Origin of the sequence: Mycobacterium sp. VKM Ac-1816D (genome assembly GCF_000416385.1) — a bacterium.
GTDB lineage: Bacteria > Actinomycetota > Actinomycetes > Mycobacteriales > Mycobacteriaceae > Mycobacterium > Mycobacterium neoaurum_A.
Genome location: NZ_AOHQ01000138.1, coordinates 46333 through 65469 on the forward strand (window position 1 = coordinate 46333; position 19137 = coordinate 65469).

Below are 19137 nucleotides of genomic sequence, written 5' to 3' on the forward strand. Positions count from 1 at the left end.
GGGACCGACCTGTGTGCACGCTATGAGTCCGTCAGGTCGTAGATGACGGCGCCGCCAACGGTAACCGGGGTGTAACTGCGGTGTACCCAGGCGGTGATATCGGCCGCGTCGTGGCTGCCCGCATGGTCACCGCGGCCGCCCATCAGGTGCGCGTCGATGAAGTAGTGAATCCGGCCGTCGGCCACCAGCTGTTTGAAACGGTCGAGCGTCGGCGCGGGATCGGTGCCGTTGAAACCCCCCACGGCCAGCACCGGCACGTCGGCGGCCAGTTGGTAACCAGCGGCGTTGGTCGAGCCGACCACCGCAGCCGGCCAGGTATAACGGTCGGCATCGTCCTTCAGCCGGGCGACGAGATCGGGTCCGGGTGTCGGGGCCGCGAACAACCCGCCCCCGAACGGCCCGCCCTCGAACAAGGATGGACCCCCGTGGCCGGGACCACCGTCACCGGGCCCGTCCGGCGGCGGACCCGGGAAGGGTCCGCCGAACGGCGGGCCGGAGTGGGCGGGACCCACCGTCGGGATCGCACCGGTGTGCGGGGTGACCGCGGTGGCGACCGAGTACGCGACGGGCCCGGCGAGCGCACACGCGACGCCCAGGACGGCCGCGACCGGCGCGAGCGTGCGCGTCATCACCAGCACCACCGTGATCGCGCCGGCCACCACGATCAGCCACCGCAACCATGGCAGCCAATCCGGCAGCCGGGCCAGCAGCACGAAGGCCAGACCCGCCGTGGCCGCCACCATGGCGGTCATCACCAACCGGCACCACCGTTGGCTTCGTTTGCGCCACAACAGATCTGCACCGATGGCGGCGCAGGCGGCCACCGCGGGCGCCAGCGCGACGGTGTAATACGGGTGCACGATACCGTTGGCAAAGCTGAACACCCCGGCCGTCACCACCAGCCAACCGCCCCAGACGATCAGCGCCGTCCGCGCCGGGTCGGTGCGGGGCGCGCGTCGGCACACCACGAATCCCGCGACCATGCCGATCAGCGCCGCGGGCAGCAGCCAGCCGATCTCGGCGCCCATGCCCGGACCGACCAGTCGCGCCCAGCCCACATCGAAGTTCGGGTTGCCCAGTCCGCCGGCCTGTGCGCCGGTCAATCGGCTCACACCGTTGTAGCCGAGGGCGAGTTCGACGATGCTGTTGTGTTGTGAGCCACCGATATACGGCCGCTCGGCGGCGGGCCACAATTCCACCAACACCAGATACCAACCGCCGGCCAACACCAGCGTCGCCGTTGCCGCGGCCAGCCGCCGCAGTCGGGTTCGCAGCGGAACCGCCGCGCAGACCAGGTAGGTGACCGCGAAGGCCGGCAATACCAAAAATGCCTGCATCATCTTGGCCAGGAAGGCGAATCCGCACAGCGCACCGACGCCCATCAACCACCAGCGTCCGGCCTCGGGCTCGCACGCGCGCTGCACACAGTAGGCGGCGGCCACCAACAGCAGCACCAGCAGGGCGTCGGGATTGTCGAAGCGGAACATCAGCGTGGCCACCGGCGTCACCGCCAGGGCCGCGCCTGCCAACCAGGCGACCGCCGGGCCGCTGACCCGACGCACCGACGCGTACAGCAGTGCCACCGACGCGACGCCCATCAACGCCTGCGGCACCAGCAGCGACCACGAGTTGAATCCGAAGATCCGCGCCGACAGACCCATCACCCACAGCGCCGCGGGCGTCTTGTCGACGGTGATGGCGTTGGCGGGATCACTGGACCCGAACAGCAACGCCGTCCAGTTCTGACTGCCCGCCTGCACCGCGGCGGCGTAGAACGTGTTGGCCCAGCCGTTGACCGACAGATTCCACAGGTAGAGCGCGCCGGTGAGGACCAGCAGGGCACCGAGGGCAATTCGTTGCCGGGCAATGCGTTGCGGGGCAAGGCGTTGCGGGGCACTCCGGACGGCAGTCATCACCCTCATCGTGGCAACCATGGCTACGCGACCGATTTGAGCCTGCTGTGACTCAGCTATGAGCCGGCAGAGTGACCACGAAGCGGGTATCGCCCGGCACGCTGTGCAATTCCAGCCGACCGCGGTGGGCCTTGACGACGGCGGCCACGATGGCCAGCCCCAGGCCGGTGCTGCCGCCCCGGCGCGACCGCGAGGAGTCACCGCGGGCGAACCGTTCGAACACCTCCGGCTGCAATGCATCCGGGATACCCGGCCCATCATCGGCCACGGTCAGCACGACCTCGCCCGTACCGTCCGTCGCGACCGACGTGGTCACCGTGGTTCCCGCCGGCGTATGCACCCGCGCATTGGTGAGCAGATTGGTCAAGACCTGATGCAACCTGGCTCGGTCGCCGGTGACGTACACGGGTTCATCGGGCAGGTCCAGCGTCCAGTCGTGATCGGGGCCCGCGGCGTGCGCGTCACCGGCGGCATCGAGCACCACCTGGGCCAGGTCCACCGGTTCACTTTCCAGCGGTCGACCCTCGTCGAGGCGGGCGAGTAACAGCATGTCCTCGACGAGCGTGGTCAGCCGCCGCGTCTCGGATTCCACCCGGTTCATCGCGTGCGCGACATCATTCGGCAACCCGGCGCTCTTGCGTTGGGCCAGTTCGGTATACCCGCGGATGGCGGCCAACGGGGTGCGCAGCTCATGGCTGGCATCGGAGACGAACTGTCGCACCCTGGTCTCGCTGTCGTGGCGCGCCCGCAGCGCCGCGGCGATGCGGTTGAGCATCCGGTTGAGGGCCGCGCTGAGCTGACCGACCTCGGTATGCGCGCTGACCGGGTCCACCGCGACGATCGTCGTCGGCAGGCGCACCTCTCCGGTGTCGAGTTCGAGATCGGCGACATCGCGGGCCGCCGCCGCCACCCGCTCCAGGGGTGCCATCTGGCGTCGGATGATCACACTTCCGACGATGGTCGCCGCGGCAAGGGCGATCGCCGAGACCGCGCAGAACATCACCAGCACCCACAGCAGGGTGTCGTCGACGACGGCGGTGGGCAGTCCGACGATGAGAGTCTGTGGGCCGTGCCGGGCAGGTATGGCGATCACCCGATAGGAACCGAGACCGTCGATCTTCAGGCTCACGGGCACCTGGCTCGGAGGAACCGCCGTCAGTTGTTCTGTTGCGGCCGAGCTGATATCGGCGGTCGATCCGGCAGCGGTGATGACGCCCGCATCCGTCCGCCCCCCGCCGGTCACCACGCCCACCGTGTAAATGGCCTGACCGGGTGCGTTGAGAAAACCGGGTCCGGGCCCTCGTTCGGGATCGAACCGGAACGGATTGGGATCGCCGGAAACCTCCGGGTCGGGTGGGACGCTTCCCGGGTGCGGCGGATAGCGGAAGAATGGCGGTGGCAGCTCCAGGATGGCCGCCGAGCGATTGGCCGCCTCGACCACCTGACCATCCAGCTGACGCATCAGGAAGCGTTGCAAGGCAAATTCACTGACCACGCCGATGGTGACGCAGACCACCGCCAACAGGGTCACCAGACTGACGACCAGGCGCGTACCCAGCGACCAAGCCCGGGGGGTGAAAATCCGCCTCATCGCGGCGGGCGCAGGACGTAACCGGCGCCGCGGAGGGTGTGGATCATGGGCTCGCGACCGCTGTCGATCTTCTTGCGCAGGTAGGACACGTAGAGCTCGACGATGTTGGACCGGCCGCCGAAATCGTAGCTCCACACCCGATCGAGGATCTGAGCCTTACTGAGCACCCGTTTGGCGTTGCGCATCATGAACCGCAACAACTCGAACTCCGTGGCGGTCAGCGTGATCGGCTCGCCACCCCGGCTGACCTCGTGGCTGTCCTCGTCGAGGATGAGATCGCCGACGACCAGCTGGGCGTCGCTGGCATCATCGGCCACTCCGGTGCGGCGCAGTAACGCGCGCAGCCGCAGCACCACCTCTTCGATGCTGAAGGGTTTGGTGACGTAATCGTCGCCGCCTGCGGTGAGCCCCGCGATGCGGTCCTCCACCGAATCCTTGGCGGTCAGCAGCAGTAGCGGCAGTCCGGGCTGGCGTTCGCGCAGCGATCGCAACACATCGAGCCCACTCATATCGGGCAGCATCACATCGAGCACCACGACGTCCGGCGGGTTGTCACGCGCGAGGGCGAGCGCCGCGGCACCGTCACCGGCGGTGGCGATGTCCCACCCCTCGTATCTCAGGGCCATCGACACCAGCTCGGCCAGCACCGGCTCGTCATCGACAACCAGCACCTGGATCGGCTTGCCGTCGGCTCTGCGCATCGTCGCGCGCACCGGAGCGTCGTGGGCCGACCCGCGGGCTGAGGGGGACATGCCTTCCATTATCGACGCCCAGGTGGGCGCGACATGTGCCGTTCCTGTGAGCCCGCTATGAAACCTCGGGTCAGGGCGCGGGCGGCAGCGTGGTGGTCGTGGTCGGGATGACCGTCTCCTCGGGCACCGGCCCCACCTCGGGCGCCGCACCATCGGTGGGCGGCCACGCGGCCGGCTCCTGTGAGCTCGGGGTGGTGACGGCCGTGGGTTCGGTGGGCTCGGCGCTCAGGGTGGGCATCTGGGTGGCAACCGTCAGGCCCGCCATCCCCAGCACGGCACCCACCCCCGCACCGGCAAAGATCAGCTTCAGCTTGTTGGATGTCATGCGCCAAGGACTACCCGCGGCCCGGCCCGCGAAAACCCGTTCGACGCGCCGGACATGGGTCAACGCACCTGAACCGGACAGATCTCCTAACCTGTCGGGATGCAGCACCGCGGCGGAGCCACCACATGACCCGCTTCCTGATGCGCCGGCTGCTGAACTACGCCATCCTGCTGGCCCTGGCGTCGGTGCTGACGTTCACGCTGACCTCGCTGACCTTCTCCCCGCTGGACAGCCTGCTGGAACGCAACCCGCGCCCCCCGCAGGCCGTCATCGACGCCAAGGCCGCCGAGCTGAACCTGGACAAGCCGATCCCGGTCCGCTACCTGGACTGGGTCTCCGGTGCGGTGCGCGGCGACTTCGGAACGACCGTCACCGGCCAGCCCGTCAGCGAGGAACTGTGGCGGCGCATCGGGGTGAGCCTGCGGCTGGTGCTGATCGGATCGGTGCTGGGCACCGTGATCGGCGTCGTGGTCGGAGCGTGGGGCGCCATCCGGCAGTACCGATTCTCCGACCGCGCCATCACGGTCGTATCGCTACTGATCCTCAGCGCGCCCACCTTCGTCGTCGCCAACCTGCTGATCCTGGGCGCTCTCAAGGTCAATTCGGTGCTGGGTGTGCAGTTGTTCGAATACACCGGAGAAACGTCGTCCGATGCGGTGGGCGGATTCTGGAATCAACTCGTCGACCGGTTACAGCATCTGGTGCTGCCCACCTTCACCCTCGCGCTGGCCGCCATCGCCGGCTTCAGCCGGTACCAGCGCAATGCCATGCTCGACGTGCTCGGGCAGGATTTCATCAGGACCGCCCGCGCCAAGGGACTCACCAGACGCCAGGCGCTGTTCAAACACGGGCTGCGGACCGCCCTGATCCCGATGGCCACGCTGTTCGCCTACAGCGTGGGCGGACTGTTCACCGGAGCGGTCTTCGTGGAGAAGATCTTCGGCTGGCATGGCATGGGCGAGTGGGTGATTCAGGGCATCAGCACCCAGGACACGAACATCGTGGTGGCCATCACCGTGTTCACCGGCGTGACGATCCTGCTGGCCGGTCTGCTCTCGGACATCATCTACGCCGCCCTCGACCCCCGGGTGCGTGTCTCGTGACCGATACCGACTATCAGTTCGTCTCACGTCGCACCCTGGTGCTGCGCCGGTTCCTGCGCAACCGGCCCGCCGTCGTCGCGGTCGCCGTGTTGTGCCTGCTTTTCGCGGGCTGCTGGCTGCTGCCGCCGTTGCTGCCCTACTCGCACACCGATCTGGACTACTACGCGCTGCAGCAACCTCCGTCCACCACGCACTGGTTCGGCACCAACGCCATCGGCCAGGACCTGCTGGCCCAGACCCTGCGCGGAATGCAGAAGTCCCTGCTGATCGGGATGGCGGTCGCGTTCATCTCGACGATCATCGCCGCCACCGTCGGTGCGATCGCTGGGTACTTCGGTGGCTGGCGCGACCGCACCCTGATGTGGATCGTGGACCTGCTGCTGGTGGTACCGAGCTTCCTGCTGATCGCCATCGTCACACCGCGGACCCGAGAATCGGGCTCCATCCTGTGGCTCATCGTGCTGCTGGCGTGCTTCTCCTGGATGATCAGTTCACGCATCGTGCGCGGGATGACGATGAGCCTGCGGGAACGCGAATTCGTCGCGGCCGCACGCTATATGGGTGTCCCGAACTGGCGGATCATCGTCCGCCACATCGTGCCGAACGTGGCCTCCATCCTGATCATCGACACCGCCCTCAATGTCGGGCTGGCAATCCTCGCCGAAACCGGGCTCAGCTTCCTCGGTTTCGGTGTGCAGCCCCCCGATGTGTCGCTGGGCACGCTGATCGCCGACGGCACCAGGTCGGTCACCACATTCCCGTGGGTGTTCCTGTTCCCCGCCGGCGTGCTGGTACTGATCGTGCTGTGCGCGAACCTGGTCGGTGACGGTCTGCGCGATGCGCTGGACCCGGCGGCCCGACCGGGGAGGCGACGGGCATGACGCTGCTGGAGGTGCGCGATCTACGCGTCGAATTCCCCGGCGAGACCGAGACGGTCGCGGCGGTGCGCGGCCTGAACTACACGGTGGCGGCCGGTGAAGTCGTCGCCCTGGTCGGGGAATCGGGAGCGGGTAAGTCCGCCGGTGCGATGGCCGTCGTCGGGCTGCTGCCCGAATTCGCCGCGGTGTCGGGGTCGGTGCGGTTGCAGGGCCAGGAACTGATCGGGCTCGGCGACACCGCGATGTCGCGGATCCGGGGCGCACGCATCGGCACCGTCTTCCAGGATCCGATGTCGGCCCTGACCCCGGTGTACACCGTCGGTGACCAGATCGCCGAGGCCATCCGGATCCACCAGCGCGATACCGACGCCAGGAAGGCCCGCAGCCGTGCGGTCGAGTTGCTCGAGCTCGTCGGGATCAACCAACCGGACCGACGCGCCAGGGCGTTTCCCCACGAACTGTCCGGCGGTGAGCGGCAACGGGTGGTCATCGCGATCGCGATCGCCAACGATCCCGACCTGTTGATCTGCGACGAGCCCACCACCGCCCTCGATGTCACCGTGCAGGCGCAGATCCTCGACGTGCTGCGCACGGCGCGTGATGTCACCGGGGCCGGGGTGCTGATCATCACCCATGACCTGGGGGTCGTCGCCGAGTTCGCCGACCGGGCCTTGGTGATGTACGCCGGGCGCGCGGTCGAGACCGCACCGGTGGACCGGCTCTACCGCGACCGCCGAATGCCCTACACCGCAGGACTTCTGGGATCGGTTCCGCGACTGGATGCGCCACGGGGTGAACGGCTGGTGCCGATACCGGGTGCTCCCCCGTCACTGGCCGCGCTTCCCGGCGGTTGCCCGTTCACGCCGCGCTGCCCGCTGGCCGTCGACGAATGCGTCAGCGCCGAACCGGAATTGGTCAGCGTCGGTCCCGCTCATCAGGTCGCCTGCATCAGGCACGAGCAGGTCGCCGGCCGCAGCGCCGCGCAGATCTACGGGGTGTCCACGCCTGCCGAGCCGACCGACCCGACGGTGCCCGCCGAGGTCGGCGACATCGTGTTGTCGGTGCGCGAGTTGACCAAGACCTACACCCTGACCAAGGGGGTGGTGCTGCGCAAGCGGATCGGCGAGGTGCGCGCCGTCGATCGCGTCAGCTTCGACCTGGAGCAGGGCCGCACGCTGGGCATCGTCGGCGAGTCCGGTTCCGGCAAGTCGACCACCCTGCACCAGATCCTCGACCTGAGCGCACCGGAGTCCGGTCGCATCGAGATTCTCGGTACCGACGTCGCCACCCTGGATCGCCGGAGCCGGCGCGCCCTACGCGGTGACCTGCAGGTGGTGTTCCAGGATCCGGTGGCATCCCTGGATCCCCGCATGCCGGTATTCGATGTCCTGGCAGAACCACTGCGTGCCAACGGCTTCGACAAAGCCGATACCCAGGATCGCGTCGCCGAGCTGTTGGGGCTGGTCGGGCTGCGGCGCGCCGACGCCGGCCGGTACCCGGCCGACTTCTCCGGTGGACAGAAGCAACGTATCGGCATCGCCAGGGCACTGGCCTTGCAACCGAAGATCCTCGCGCTCGACGAACCGGTGTCGGCACTGGATGTGTCGATCCAGGCGGGCATCATCAACCTGCTGCTGGACCTGCAGGAGCGGTTCGGGTTGGCGTATCTGTTCGTCTCCCACGATCTGTCGGTGGTGCGTCATCTCGCCCACCGGGTGGCCGTCATGCATCGGGGCAGCATCGTGGAGCAGGGCGACAGCGAACAGGTCTTCACCGACCCCCAGCACGAATACACGCGTCGTCTGTTGTCGGCGGTCCCCCGCCCCGCACCCGATCACCGTTAGAGTCAGATCGCATGAGTGCGATTTCGCGTCTGCTCGCCGTGGCGTCCGTGGCGGCGCTGGCCCTGACCGGTTGTTCCAGCCCCGACACCTCGGTGCCCTCGGCGGGCGGGAATGCCGAGATCGGCGCCACCGCCGACATCAACCCGCAGGACCCGGCGACCCTGCAACAGGGCGGCAACCTGCGTCTTCCGCTGACCGGATTCCCGCCCAACTTCAACTATCTACACATCGACGGCAACCTCGGCGAGCTCGGCAGGATGCTGCGCGCCACCCTGCCGCGGGCCTTCGTCATCAAGCCCGACGGTCAGATGACGGTCAACAGCGACTACTTCACCGACGTCGAACTCACCAGCACCGACCCGCAGGTGGTGACCTACACGATCAATCCCAAGGCGGAGTGGACCGACGGCTCCCCCATCACCTGGGAGGACATGGCCGCCCAGATCAATGCCACCAGCGGTAAGGACAAGCGCTTCCTGTTCGCCTCCCCCAATGGCAGCGAGCGCGTCGAATCGGTGACCAAGGGTGTCGACGACCGCCAGGCCGTCATCACCTTCAGCAAGCATTTCGCCGACTGGCGCGGGATGTTCGCCGGTAACGCCATGCTGGCGCCCAAGTCCGTCACCTCCGACCCGGAGGCATTCAACCGGGGCTTCCTCAACGGCCCCTCGGCATCGGCCGGGCCCTTCATGATCAGCACCGTGGACCGCGCCGCGCAGCGGATCGTGTTGACCCGCAACCCGAAATGGTGGGGCACCCCGCCATTGCTGGACTCCATCACCTATTCCGTACTCGACGACGCCGCAGTGATCCCGGCCCTGCAGAACAACGCGCTCGACGCGGCCGGGCTGGCCTCCCTGGACGATCTGGAGAACGCCAGGCGCACCCCCGGTGTCACGATCCGCCGCGCTCCCGCCCCCAACTGGTACCACCTCACGATGAACGGCGCCGACGGCGCGATCCTGTCCGACCCCGGACTGCGCACCGCGATCGCCAAGGGGCTGGACCGCCAGGCCATCGCCCAGGTCACCCAGCGCGGGCTGGCCGACACCCCGGCGGCGCTGAACAACCACATCTACCTGGCCGGCCAGGAGGGCTACCAGGACAACAGCATCGCCTTCGATCCGGAGGCGGCCAAGGCCGATCTCGACTCCCTCGGCTGGAAGATGAACGGGCAGTTCCGGGAGAAGGACGGCCGCCAGCTCAAGATCCGCAACGTCTTCTATGACGGCCAGAGCACCCGCGCCGTGGCACAGATCGCGCAGAATCAGCTGGCCCAGATCGGGATCAACCTGGAGTTGGTTCCCGCCGCCGGCGGCGATCTGTTCCCCAAGTACGTCACCACCGGGAACTTCGATATCGCCCAATTCGCCTGGGGCGGCGATGCTTTCCCGGTGGCGAGCCTGACCCAGATCTACGCCTCCGGCGGTGAGAGCAACTACGGCAAGATCGGCAGCCCCGAGGTCGATGCCAAGATCGAGGAAACGCTGGCCGAGCTCGACCCGGCCAAGGCCCGCGAACAGGCCAACGAGCTGGACAAGTTGATCTGGAACGTCGGGCACAGCCTGCCGCTGTTCCAGGCCCCCGGCAACATGGCGGTGCGCAGCAATCTGGCCAATTACGGCCCGACCGGCATCGGGGATATCAACTACTCGACGATGGGCTTCATGAAGTAGCCAGGCGCGGTGCCCCGTCGGGCACCACAGCTTCTGCCTTGGCGGCCAGTTCGACGCCGCGCACCAGCAGTCGGATGCTGCGATTGGCCGGGAGCGCGTCGAGTTCGGCTGCCCGGGATGTGAGCTCGCCGGTCTCGCCCGTGCTGACGGCGCGGCAGACCCGCAACGCGGCCCGCTCGCGGGTGTCCAACATGCTGTGCCCGGCGGTCGGCAGGTCCACCAGCGTCGCGTCCGGGATGAGTCCGGCGATCCGGCGCGCGACCGCGGGCGGTGTGGTGAGGTCGCGGCCGCCCGAAAGCACCGCGGTGGGCCAGGAGAAGCCGGGCATCGCCGCGATCAGATCGTAGGGCTCGGCCACGAACTCGGGATCCCCGAGCGCGACCTCGCGCAGCGCGACGGCGGGATCCAGCGGCAGGCCATCGGGCTCGGCACCGTAGTTCAGCTCACGGTAGGCGATCCGCTCGACCAGATCTGGCTCGTGATGAAAGGCCGTCTCCCGTTCGAGCATCAGCCAAGTTCCCAGCCCGACGGCCGCCCACAACCAGTCGTGTCCGGTCACCAGCAGCTCCAGTTGGCGTCGCAACACGTCGGGTCCGGCCAGTTCGTAGAGCCCCGTCGCGCGGAGTACCGCGGTCGGCCCGAAGTCACCACGGGCCACCAGCTCTCGGATCATGGCCGCGAGTTCCTCGGTGCCCGGTTGGCCGTGCCACAACACCGCCCGGACGTGGGCGCGCACCTCGGCGATATCGTCGGCGGACAGCAGCGGGGAGTCCAGCACCATGCCCGCGACACGTCCCGGGTGCCGAACACCGAACCCGGCGGCCAGATAGGTCCCGTAGGACGCGCCGTAGATGTGGGCGGCCTCGACCCCGGCATCGTCGAGCACGGCGGCGATATCGTCGACCGCGGCATCGACGGTCATCGCCTCCGGTGGCAGGTCGCGGCCATCGTCGTCCTGGCGGGACAAACCGATCCCCCGGTGCTCGACCATGATGACGTCCAGACCGGCGTGGGCGGCCTTCCGGCGAAAGGCCCGATAGAGAGCCACCGAGGCGGCCCCGGGCCCACCGGGGATGACGACGATCGGACGTGCGGATTTGCGGCCCGCACGCACGTAATGCAGGTCAAACTCATCGCCGGCACCGCCGGCACCGGCGACAACGGGCCGCCGGACGGCTCGTACGCCCGCCAGGGCGGCAAGCCTGTCGTGGGCCCGGCGGCGCGCGGTGGAGGTCATCGTTGTTCATTGTGCCCCGCCGGCCGCTCATGAGAGTCCGCGGAGCCCGTTCTCAGGATCGTGGTGAGCACAAGCCGTGCGGGCATCGGGGCACCCTCGGTACTACTGAGGCATGACGACCGTCGAGAACACCCACCACATCCTGCCGGGAACACCCGAATGGACCGATCTGCTGAGCACTATCGGGGCCGGATCCCGTGACCGAGACCTCAACGACGAGAATCCTTTTGATCAGGTAGCGGCGTTGAAGCGGGCCGGGTTCGGCACCCTGCGCCTGCCAAGGGAGCTCGGTGGCGCCGGTCTGACCGTGCCCCAGCTGTTTTCGGCCGTGATCGATGTCGCCCGTGCCGATCCGATTGTCGCCCACATCTTCCGGGCGCACTTCTGGTTCGTCGAGGAGCGGCTGCGCGCGCAATCCCGCAGTTGGCTGGACCTGGCGGCCGCGGGCAAGATCTTCGGTAACGCCTTCAGCGAGAAGGGCGGCAATGCCGTCGGCAGCCTGGTGTTCAACACCCGCCTGCTGCCCCACCCCGAGGGCGGATACCGCCTGGATGGCGAGAAGTACTACAGCACCGGCACGCTGTTCGCCGACTATCTGACCGCGACCGCCACCACCGACCACGATTCGGTGGCCACCGTGGTGGTGCCCGCCGACCGGCCGGGAGTCAAGATCATCGACGACTGGGACGGTTTCGGTCAGCGCCGGACCGGCACCGGGACCACCACGTTCAGCGGTGTCGCGGTGGCCGAGGACGAGGTGCTCGCCGACACCCCCTATGACGCCGAGCCGGTCCCGACCGTGCAGTACGCCTCACTGCAGCTCTACATCCATGCCGTGGTGGCCGGGGTACTGGCCAATGTGGTCGATGACGGCGTGGCGTTGCTGCGCTCCCGGCAGCGCAGCTTCAGCCACGCCGTTACCGAGAGCCCGACCGACGACCCGCTGTTGCAGCGTCAGCTCGGTGAGCTCGCCAGCACCGCGCACGTGGCACGCACCGCGGTGCTGGACGCCGCCGCGGCCATCGGTGCGGCCACCGATTCGGAGATCGACGGTGTCCCGGACGCCGACCTGGCCACCGAGGCGCAACTGCGGGTCGCCAAGGTCAAGGTGCATCTGGATGCCATCGCGCCGGACGCCGCGTCGCGGCTGCTCGAGCTCGGCGGAGCCAGCGCCGCCAGCCGGACCCGCAACCTCGACCGGCACTGGCGCAACATCCGCACCATCACATTGCACAACCCGGTCGGGCTGAAGGCGCGTGCCATCGGGCAGAACCTGCTGCACGACGCACCGCTGCCCGCCAACGCGTACTTCTGATCAGCGATATGTGGAGCGGCACCCGCGCTCAGCGCGGGTGGCGCTCCACAAATCGCACGGAAAGGTCGCGCCGAGGAGTTCCTGCGCGCCACCCTGGACTTGTGGTCGTCATGGGATCCCGACGCGCTGGTCGTCGACAAGAACACCGGCGTGTTCGCCGACCCCGACAAGATCCGCCGCGTCGAGCACGACGGGAAGTTCTTCCGCACCCGCGGCCCGCTGAACGTGCCCCGCTCCCCGCAGGGTCACCCGGTGCTCATCCAGGCCGGATCATCGAACACCGGCCGGGACTTCGCGGCCCGATGGGCCGAGGCCATCTTCGAGATCGACCCCACCCCGGAGGGCCGGCGCGCCTACTATGACGACATCAAGTCGCGGGCAAGCAATTTCGGCCGCAATCCCGATCAGGTCCTGATCTTCCCGGCATTCATCCCGTTCATCGGTGAGACCGAGTCGATTGCCCGCGAGAAGCAGGCGTTCCACAACGAGCTGGCCGATCCGATCTCGGGTCTGATCACGCTGAGTGTGCACACCGACCACGACTTCTCCCGATACGACCTGGACGCACCCGTCGAGGATGTCCAGGTGACCGGAACCCAGGGCTTGTTCGACACCGCCCGGCGGGTGGCCAACCGGGACAACCTGACCTTGCGCGATATCGGCAAGTGGTATGCCCAGGGGGTGCTGTTGCCGCAGTTCGTCGGTACCGCCACCCAGGTCGCCGACCAGATCGAGGCGTCGTTCACCGCGGGTGAGGCCGACGGCTTCATGGTGTCAGCCGCCCAGAGTCCGGGAACCTTCAACGATTTCGTCGACTACGTCGTGCCCGAGCTGCAGCGGCGCGGGTTGTTCCGCAACGAGTACACCGGTGACACGCTGCGCGAGCACCTGGGCCTCGATACCGCATCGGCCGGCGCCGGTCGGGTGGAGGCGGTCGCCTAGGTCACGACAACTAGGCCGTCAGCTCGATCAGCTGGGCGTCGTCGATGGCGGCGTACCGGTCGGGGCTGCAGGTCAGCACGATCACCTGACCGTCACCGCCAACGGCGTCGAACACCGCGGCCATCTTGGTCAACCGCTCGGCGTCGGTGAACCCGAGCGCGTCGTCGATGACGACGGGCACGGTATCTTCCTTGGCCACCAGCGAGGCACAGGCCAGCCGCGCGACGATACCCATCTGTTCCTTGGCGCCGCCGGAGAGGGATTCGTAGCCGACGGTGGTGCCGGCCAGCGTGCGGCTGCGGATGGTCAGATCGGTGTCGATATCGACCTCGAAGTCCGGCCCGAACACCAACCGCCCCAGTCGCTCGATCTCGGTCCGGAACGGCTGGACATAGCGCAGCCGGGCCGACTCCCGATGGCGCAGCATGACGGTACGCAACAACGCCGCCGCGCGGGCGCGCCGACCGACCCGCAGGAACTCGCCGTGGGCATGCTCACGTTCGGCCTCGGCGGCATCCAGCGCGCCGCGGCGCCCCTGGCTGCCGTAGACCTTGAGCGCAGCGGAGATCTCGGCCAGTGCGGTGGCCGCGGTCTCGCGCTCACCCAGCAGGACCTCCAACGCCGCGGTGGCCGACCGGAGTTCTGCGGCAACGACATCCGGCTGCGCTGCGGCCAGTTCGCCCTCGAGGCGGACCAGCTCCGCGGTCGCCCGGCCTGCCCGTTCGGCATCGGCCTCGGCCTGCAGGCTCAGCTGCTCGTCGGTCGCGGCCATCCGCGCGACCGTCAACCGCTGGGTGGCCGCGTCCAGCTCGGCCTGTACACCTTCGAGCTTCTGGCGCAGCATCCCGGCGGTTACGGCAGCGTCATTGCATTTCGCGGTGGCCGCGGCGACCACGTTGCGCCGCAGGGTGGCCTGCTCGGCCGCTGCGGTGTGCGCCGACACGGCATCGGTCAGCGCGGCACGCGCGGTATCGGTGTCGCCCATATGACCCGCAACCTCGGATCCGGCCGGCGGCCGGCCGGCGGTCAACTCGGCGTGGCGGGCGCGCAGCTGCGCCGCGGTCTCGTGGTCGGTGAGCGCGGCGACCGTGGCCTGGGCGGCGGACCGCGCGGCACGCAGCTCGCGGCGGCGTTCGGCGAGCGTATGGGCTGCCGCCACATCGGCAGCTCCGGCCCGCTCGAGTAGCTGTGCCAGCACCTGGTGCGCGGCATCGAGTTCGGCGTGGGTCTGCAACGCATCGGCCCCCGGTGACACCCGGGCACGCAGTACCCCTGGCACCTCGATCATGGTGGGCTCGGCGATCGCGGCGCCCCACTCCGTACCGGCAGCCAGGTCGACGGCCGTGTCGCCGCTGCGCACGGTGATATCGCCCAGCGCGACGAGTTCCACGTGCGCCGAGGCCAGTTCGGCCCGGCCCGCGGCGCGCTCCACCGCGCGGGCCGCGATGTCGATGTCCTTGACCAGGGCGTCGGTCATCGGATTGTCTGCCAGCTCGCGGTCGATGCCGGCGAGCTCACCTGTCACGGTGTCCAGCTTGGCGATCCGCGCGGCGAGCCTTGCCGCCTCGTCACGGGCCACGCATGCGGCCAGTTCGGTCCGTGCGGCGTCGACGGCCACGGCGGCGGCCGCGGCGAGGGCGTCGGCCTGCTCGGCTTCGGCTTCGGCGGCCTCGACCACCTCACCCGCCAACCGATGCGCCTGCGCGGATTCGGCCGCGGTCGCCACCAGTTCCGCTGCCACAGTCGATCTTTCGTCGATATCGATGCGCAAACGGCGGCGTTCGGTCACGGCGGCGGCCGCCGCGCTGTGCGCGGCACCGGCGGCATCGGCCAGCAACTTGGCGGTATCCCGGGCGGCCGCCAGCGTGCGGACGGCCTCGGCGGACTGCCGCGCCGCGCCGCGCCGCGCCTCGGCGGTGCTGATCCGCTCGGCCAGCCCGGACAACTCCGTGGTCAGCACCGCGTGCCGGGCGACGGCGTGCTCGACCTCGCGCAGCTCGGCGGTGCATCGGGCCACGGCGTCGTCGGCCGTGCGCAACCGAGACGTGGCGGCCGCCCAGACTCCGGTCGGCCTGCCGGTCGCGGTGAAGTACTCCAGATACTCGCGCTCGATCTTGTCGATCAACAGCGGATCGGCATCCCCGGCCGGCCCGCCGGGGGCATCGGAGACCTCGGCCGCCCCGGCCGCCACGTCCAGTGCCCGCGAAAGGGCATCGCAGCCCGAGAGGTCGACCGGTGCGGTCGCCGAGGCCTGCAGCACCCGCTGTGCCTGCCACAGCGCGGTATCGACCGTCTCGTCGAGAATCGCCAGTACCCGGTCGTGGGCTTCGTCCCCGGTCAGCTGGCGCCGGGTTGGCGCCAGCTCGGTGAGCACGGTCTCGGCCTTCTTGTGGAAGCGTTTCCGATAGATGAAACGGTATGGCCCGGTGGAGATCTCGGCACTCACCTCGGCACCCACATCGGCGTGGGTCGGCTTGACGGCCTTGACCTCCTTCTTCGACGAACGGTCCTTGACGGTCAGCAACAGGTCCAACGCCTCGATCATCGAGGACTTGCCGATCTCGTTGGCACCGCTGACCACCACGACACCACGCTCGGGGAACTCGATGTCACGGTGCAGCACACCGCGATAATTGGTGAGGGTGAGCCGATGCAGCTTCACGCGACATTCCCCTGTCCGTGCGGCGCGCTCAGACGCAGCAGCAATGCCAGCGCCGACCGCGCGTCATCGGCATCGGTACCGTCGGCGCGCGCGGCGGCGACCAACTCCTGCACTGCCCCGGTGGCGAAACCGCCGATCGACAGCTCGTCGAACTCGCCGTCGGCGGGCAGCACCGCCAGATCACAATGCCGGTCCCAGGTGCGCAGCGAGGCGAACAACCGGGCGTAGCGATCCAGGCAGTCGTCGAGTTCGGCCTTGTGCCCGATGGTCAGCGACCCGGTGAGCACCAAACGCACCACGGTGCGCTCCTTGTCGGGTAACTGGTCGAGGTTGATGTCCAGCCCGGCGATATCACGGTCGTCGTTGACATCGTGGCGCAGTGTGACGAAGCGCCACCTGCCGACCCGGCGCGCGGTGACCTGCACGGGGTGGGCGGGATCGTCCTCGTCGATATCGACCACCAGGACATGTCCCGGGTCGGTCTCGACATCGTCGTAGTTGGTCACCTCGGGAGCCCCGGAGTACCAGACGCGGCCCGTCGAGCCGACCTCGGTCCGAGAGTGCCTGTCCCCCAATGCCACATAGTGCACCGCGCCGGCGGCCAGCGCCTCCTCCAGCGCGGCCAACCTGATCAGCGACGGCTTGGACGAATCGGGATCCAGGACGTCCACACCCCCGTGGGCGACCAGCACCCGGACCGTGCCGTCGGCCACCACACCCGCGGTGGCGGCGGCGGCCAGATCGGTGGTCGGGGCCTTGGAACGCCATGGGGCAGCGAGGATCTCCACACCGGGGCGCACCCGGAACACGCCGTCCCGGTCGAGAACCGTGACATTGGCCGGGCGCTCGGCGGCAAACAGCGCGCTGGTGTAGACCGAACCGGCGTCGAGCTGATCATGGTTGCCGGGCAACAGATACACCGGGACCTCGATGGCCCGCATGGCCTCCAGCGCCAGGCTTACCTCCCGCGGCGAGAGCTGGTTGTCCTCGAAGACGTCCCCGGCCACCACGACGAACTCGGCGCCCACCTCCGCGGCCAGCGCACCGAGCCCGGCGACCGCCTCCCGCCGGGCAGCACCGTAGCGCGACTGAGCTTCACCGCCGGCGGCGCTGAGGAAGTGGCGCGTCATCCCGAGTTGCCAGTCGGCAGTATGCAGAAAGCGCATCGGTGCACTCCCTTCCGTGTTCGTCTCCCGGTCCTGGATAAGACCCCGCGGTGAGTCTAGGTCGGGCCCCCGACAAGTCCCGGGAGGTGCATCGGCATGGCCTCGCTGTGGCCTAGCCTGGTTGCGATGAGGACCCTGTTGTTGCTGCGCCACGCCAAGTCGGACTACCCGGCTGATACCGTCGATCACCAGCGGCCGCTGGCCCCGCGCGGTGAGCGTGAGGCGGGACTGGCCGGCGAGTGGTTGCGGTCCCACGCACCGGCCGTCGACGCGGTGCTGTGTTCGACGGCCACCAGGACTCGGTTGACTCTGGAGCGCACCGGCATCGACGCACCGGTGAGTTTTGTCGATCGCCTCTATGACTCGACACCCGGGATCGTGCTGGCCGAGATCAACGACATCGGCGACGAGGTGTCCACGCTGCTGGTGGTCGGGCACGAGCCGGTGATGTCCGGTCTGGCGCTCGGCCTGGCCGGTGACGACAGCGATCCCGCGACCGTGGCCGAGATCGAGTCGAAGTATCCGACCTCGGCGATCTCGCTGCTGCGCGTGCCGGGGTCGTGGCGCGATCTACAGCTCGGCGGCGCGGAACTCGCCGATTTCCACGTACCCCGCTAGGAGTTGGTGGCCAGCGTCAGTTCCATGAGCTTGATCGCCATCCCGCAGGCATCGATGCCGGGTGCCTGCGGATTGACCCACCAGCCGACGACACCGCTGGCATCGCTAGCCACCCCGCAGGCATTGGCGTCGGTGGGGTTACGCATGACGATCGACTGCACACCGGCGATGCGGCGCTCCTCGACTCCGAACTTCAGCTCCTGGGCGACCTGGCGCTCGTAGTCCAGGCTGCCCAGCTCGAACCAGAACCGGGTGATGTCGACCAGCCCGTTCGGGTTGGCGGCCTGCCAGCGACACACCGCACCGACGAAGGTGCTCTGGATGTCACGCGGGTCGGCGCCCACGGTCTCGGCAAGGATGTCCTCGGTCAGCACATCGCATTCTTTGAGCAGGTTCGGGTAGCTGCGCTGGGAGTCGTTGTTACGCGGCCCCGCACCCGAGGACTTGATCGCGGTGCCGTCGACCGCCCGCGAGCAGCCCTGCACCCCGAGGACCATCGTCAGCGCCGCGAGCAACGCCACAACCACCGTCAACGGACGCTTCATCATGCTCATCGCTGCGCATTCACAATCGATTGGCGGGTCAATTCTTTGGCCACTTCACAGGCATCGGGGAACGGCTTCTGGGTGTAGCTCACCGACCACTCGATGAAGTCGTCGCCGAATCCGATGCCGACCTCGCAGAGGTTCCGGCCCAGGACCAGGTCCTCGCCGATGCCGACGAAACCGTCGTGTCCCTCGATGCTGACATCCTCGACGCTGGCCCGCGAGAGCTCCATGGTCTTGCGTTCGCGGCCCATCGGACTGCCGCGGAAGTGCGTGAACGAGAAGTGCGGGCCGATGATGCCACCGCCGACGAGCCACTGGCACCCCACCGAGGTGCGCGCGGTGTTGACCAGCCCACGGACCTGGGTCAGCTGGGCGATGGTCTCATCGCTGATGCCACCGCACTCGGGGAACACCGGCCCGTGTTGGGCCTCCGGGGCGGACTCCGTGGTGGAGGGCACCGAGGGTGTACTCGGGCTCTCGGAATCCGAACACGCGACGACGACGGGCAGCACCGCAGTGGCGACAACCAGCATCTTCGCCGCGCAGCTGAGTCGGCCGTCACCGCGT

16 protein-coding genes are annotated in these 19137 nt (G+C 68.5%); 7 read left to right on the top strand and 9 right to left on the bottom strand.

The genetic code is table 11. The features are described 5' to 3' along the window. Nucleotides 1-20 precede the first annotated feature (20 nt). The 4 genes from G154_RS17100 to G154_RS17115 form a co-directional block, all read right to left on the bottom strand. Nucleotides 21-1913 (bottom strand): glycosyltransferase family 39 protein, encoded by a 1893-nt coding sequence (locus tag G154_RS17100; protein ID WP_019510525.1) that lies wholly within the window; start codon nucleotides 1911-1913, stop codon nucleotides 21-23. Between the two features lie 52 nt (nucleotides 1914-1965). Next, complete coding sequence (locus tag G154_RS17105) at nucleotides 1966-3504, bottom strand: cell wall metabolism sensor histidine kinase WalK (RefSeq protein ID WP_019510526.1); 1539 nt, start codon at nucleotides 3502-3504, stop codon at nucleotides 1966-1968. Then, nucleotides 3501-4205 carry a response regulator transcription factor gene (locus G154_RS17110; RefSeq protein WP_023986104.1) on the bottom strand — a complete coding sequence of 235 codons (705 nt, stop codon included), beginning with the start codon at nucleotides 4203-4205 and terminating at the stop codon, nucleotides 3501-3503. The genes G154_RS17105 and G154_RS17110 overlap by 4 nt, the downstream gene beginning before the upstream one ends. A 121-nt stretch (nucleotides 4206-4326) precedes the next feature. After that, nucleotides 4327-4581: a hypothetical protein gene (locus tag G154_RS17115; RefSeq protein ID WP_019510528.1), complete on the bottom strand. Its 255-nt coding sequence runs from the start codon at nucleotides 4579-4581 to the stop codon at nucleotides 4327-4329. A 125-nt stretch (nucleotides 4582-4706) separates the two neighbouring features. Here G154_RS17115 and G154_RS17120 point away from each other — a divergent pair, with 125 nt between their 5' ends. From G154_RS17120 to G154_RS17135, 4 genes are read left to right on the top strand one after another with little or no spacing between them, the layout of a single operon-like run. After that, entirely contained in the window at nucleotides 4707-5684 is a 978-nt protein-coding gene (locus G154_RS17120) for an ABC transporter permease (protein WP_019510529.1), read from the top strand. Further along, nucleotides 5681-6565: an ABC transporter permease gene (locus G154_RS17125; RefSeq protein WP_019510530.1), complete on the top strand. Its 885-nt coding sequence runs from the start codon at nucleotides 5681-5683 to the stop codon at nucleotides 6563-6565. Before G154_RS17120 ends, G154_RS17125 begins: the two co-directional genes overlap by 4 nt. Continuing rightward, nucleotides 6562-8406: an ABC transporter ATP-binding protein gene (locus tag G154_RS17130; RefSeq protein WP_019510531.1), complete on the top strand. Its 1845-nt coding sequence runs from the start codon at nucleotides 6562-6564 to the stop codon at nucleotides 8404-8406. The genes G154_RS17125 and G154_RS17130 overlap by 4 nt, the downstream gene beginning before the upstream one ends. 11 nt (nucleotides 8407-8417) lie before the next feature. Then, nucleotides 8418-10082: an ABC transporter family substrate-binding protein gene (locus tag G154_RS17135; RefSeq protein WP_019510532.1), complete on the top strand. Its 1665-nt coding sequence runs from the start codon at nucleotides 8418-8420 to the stop codon at nucleotides 10080-10082. On the opposite strand, the gene G154_RS17140 is transcribed toward G154_RS17135, so the two are convergent. Beyond that, nucleotides 10072-11319, bottom strand: coding sequence for an alpha/beta hydrolase (locus G154_RS17140; RefSeq protein WP_019510533.1), 1248 nt, complete (start codon nucleotides 11317-11319; stop codon nucleotides 10072-10074). The two genes, G154_RS17135 and G154_RS17140, sit on opposite strands and share 11 nt — an antisense overlap. Before the next feature lie 112 nt (nucleotides 11320-11431). Here G154_RS17140 and G154_RS17145 point away from each other — a divergent pair, with 112 nt between their 5' ends. Together G154_RS17145 and G154_RS17150 are read left to right on the top strand one after the other, a co-directional pair. Beyond that, nucleotides 11432-12634, top strand: a complete 1203-nt coding sequence (locus tag G154_RS17145) for an acyl-CoA dehydrogenase family protein (RefSeq protein ID WP_019510534.1) — start codon at nucleotides 11432-11434, stop codon at nucleotides 12632-12634. Nucleotides 12635-12640: 6 nt separating this feature from the next. Further along, on the top strand, nucleotides 12641-13576 hold the full coding sequence (locus G154_RS17150; RefSeq protein ID WP_267885075.1) for an NtaA/DmoA family FMN-dependent monooxygenase: 936 nt from the start codon (nucleotides 12641-12643) through the stop codon (nucleotides 13574-13576). A gap of 10 nt (nucleotides 13577-13586) precedes the next feature. Here G154_RS17150 and G154_RS17155 read toward each other — a convergent pair whose 3' ends face one another. Together G154_RS17155 and G154_RS17160 are read right to left on the bottom strand one after the other, a co-directional pair. Next, complete coding sequence (locus G154_RS17155; protein ID WP_019510536.1) at nucleotides 13587-16238, bottom strand: ATP-binding protein; 2652 nt, start codon at nucleotides 16236-16238, stop codon at nucleotides 13587-13589. Next, nucleotides 16235-17404, bottom strand: coding sequence for an exonuclease SbcCD subunit D (locus tag G154_RS17160; protein ID WP_023986106.1), 1170 nt, complete (start codon nucleotides 17402-17404; stop codon nucleotides 16235-16237). Before G154_RS17160 ends, G154_RS17155 begins: the two co-directional genes overlap by 4 nt. Before the next feature lie 117 nt (nucleotides 17405-17521). Here G154_RS17160 and G154_RS17165 point away from each other — a divergent pair, with 117 nt between their 5' ends. Then, on the top strand, nucleotides 17522-18022 hold the full coding sequence (locus tag G154_RS17165; RefSeq protein WP_234713104.1) for a histidine phosphatase family protein: 501 nt from the start codon (nucleotides 17522-17524) through the stop codon (nucleotides 18020-18022). Here G154_RS17165 and G154_RS17170 read toward each other — a convergent pair. Then, nucleotides 18019-18567, bottom strand: a complete 549-nt coding sequence (locus G154_RS17170; protein ID WP_110918295.1) for a DUF3558 domain-containing protein — start codon at nucleotides 18565-18567, stop codon at nucleotides 18019-18021. The genes G154_RS17165 and G154_RS17170 overlap by 4 nt on opposite strands. 5 nt (nucleotides 18568-18572) lie before the next feature. After that, nucleotides 18573-19103, bottom strand: coding sequence for a DUF3558 domain-containing protein (locus G154_RS17175; RefSeq protein WP_023986107.1), 531 nt, complete (start codon nucleotides 19101-19103; stop codon nucleotides 18573-18575). Nucleotides 19104-19137 lie beyond the last annotated feature (34 nt).

Coding starts and splice junctions, on each gene's coding strand:
- G154_RS17100 (WP_019510525.1), bottom strand. CDS start 1,913: ATGACTGCCGTCCGGAGTGCCCCGCAACGCCTTGCCCCGCAACGCATT.
- G154_RS17105 (WP_019510526.1), bottom strand. CDS start 3,504: ATGAGGCGGATTTTCACCCCCCGGGCTTGGTCGCTGGGTACGCGCCTG.
- G154_RS17110 (WP_023986104.1), bottom strand. CDS start 4,205: ATGCGCAGAGCCGACGGCAAGCCGATCCAGGTGCTGGTTGTCGATGAC.
- G154_RS17115 (WP_019510528.1), bottom strand. CDS start 4,581: ATGACATCCAACAAGCTGAAGCTGATCTTTGCCGGTGCGGGGGTGGGT.
- G154_RS17120 (WP_019510529.1), top strand. CDS start 4,707: ATGACCCGCTTCCTGATGCGCCGGCTGCTGAACTACGCCATCCTGCTG.
- G154_RS17130 (WP_019510531.1), top strand. CDS start 6,562: ATGACGCTGCTGGAGGTGCGCGATCTACGCGTCGAATTCCCCGGCGAG.
- G154_RS17135 (WP_019510532.1), top strand. CDS start 8,418: ATGAGTGCGATTTCGCGTCTGCTCGCCGTGGCGTCCGTGGCGGCGCTG.
- G154_RS17140 (WP_019510533.1), bottom strand. CDS start 11,319: ATGACCTCCACCGCGCGCCGCCGGGCCCACGACAGGCTTGCCGCCCTG.
- G154_RS17145 (WP_019510534.1), top strand. CDS start 11,432: ATGACGACCGTCGAGAACACCCACCACATCCTGCCGGGAACACCCGAA.
- G154_RS17160 (WP_023986106.1), bottom strand. CDS start 17,404: ATGCGCTTTCTGCATACTGCCGACTGGCAACTCGGGATGACGCGCCAC.
- G154_RS17170 (WP_110918295.1), bottom strand. CDS start 18,567: ATGAAGCGTCCGTTGACGGTGGTTGTGGCGTTGCTCGCGGCGCTGACG.
- G154_RS17175 (WP_023986107.1), bottom strand. CDS start 19,103: ATGCTGGTTGTCGCCACTGCGGTGCTGCCCGTCGTCGTCGCGTGTTCG.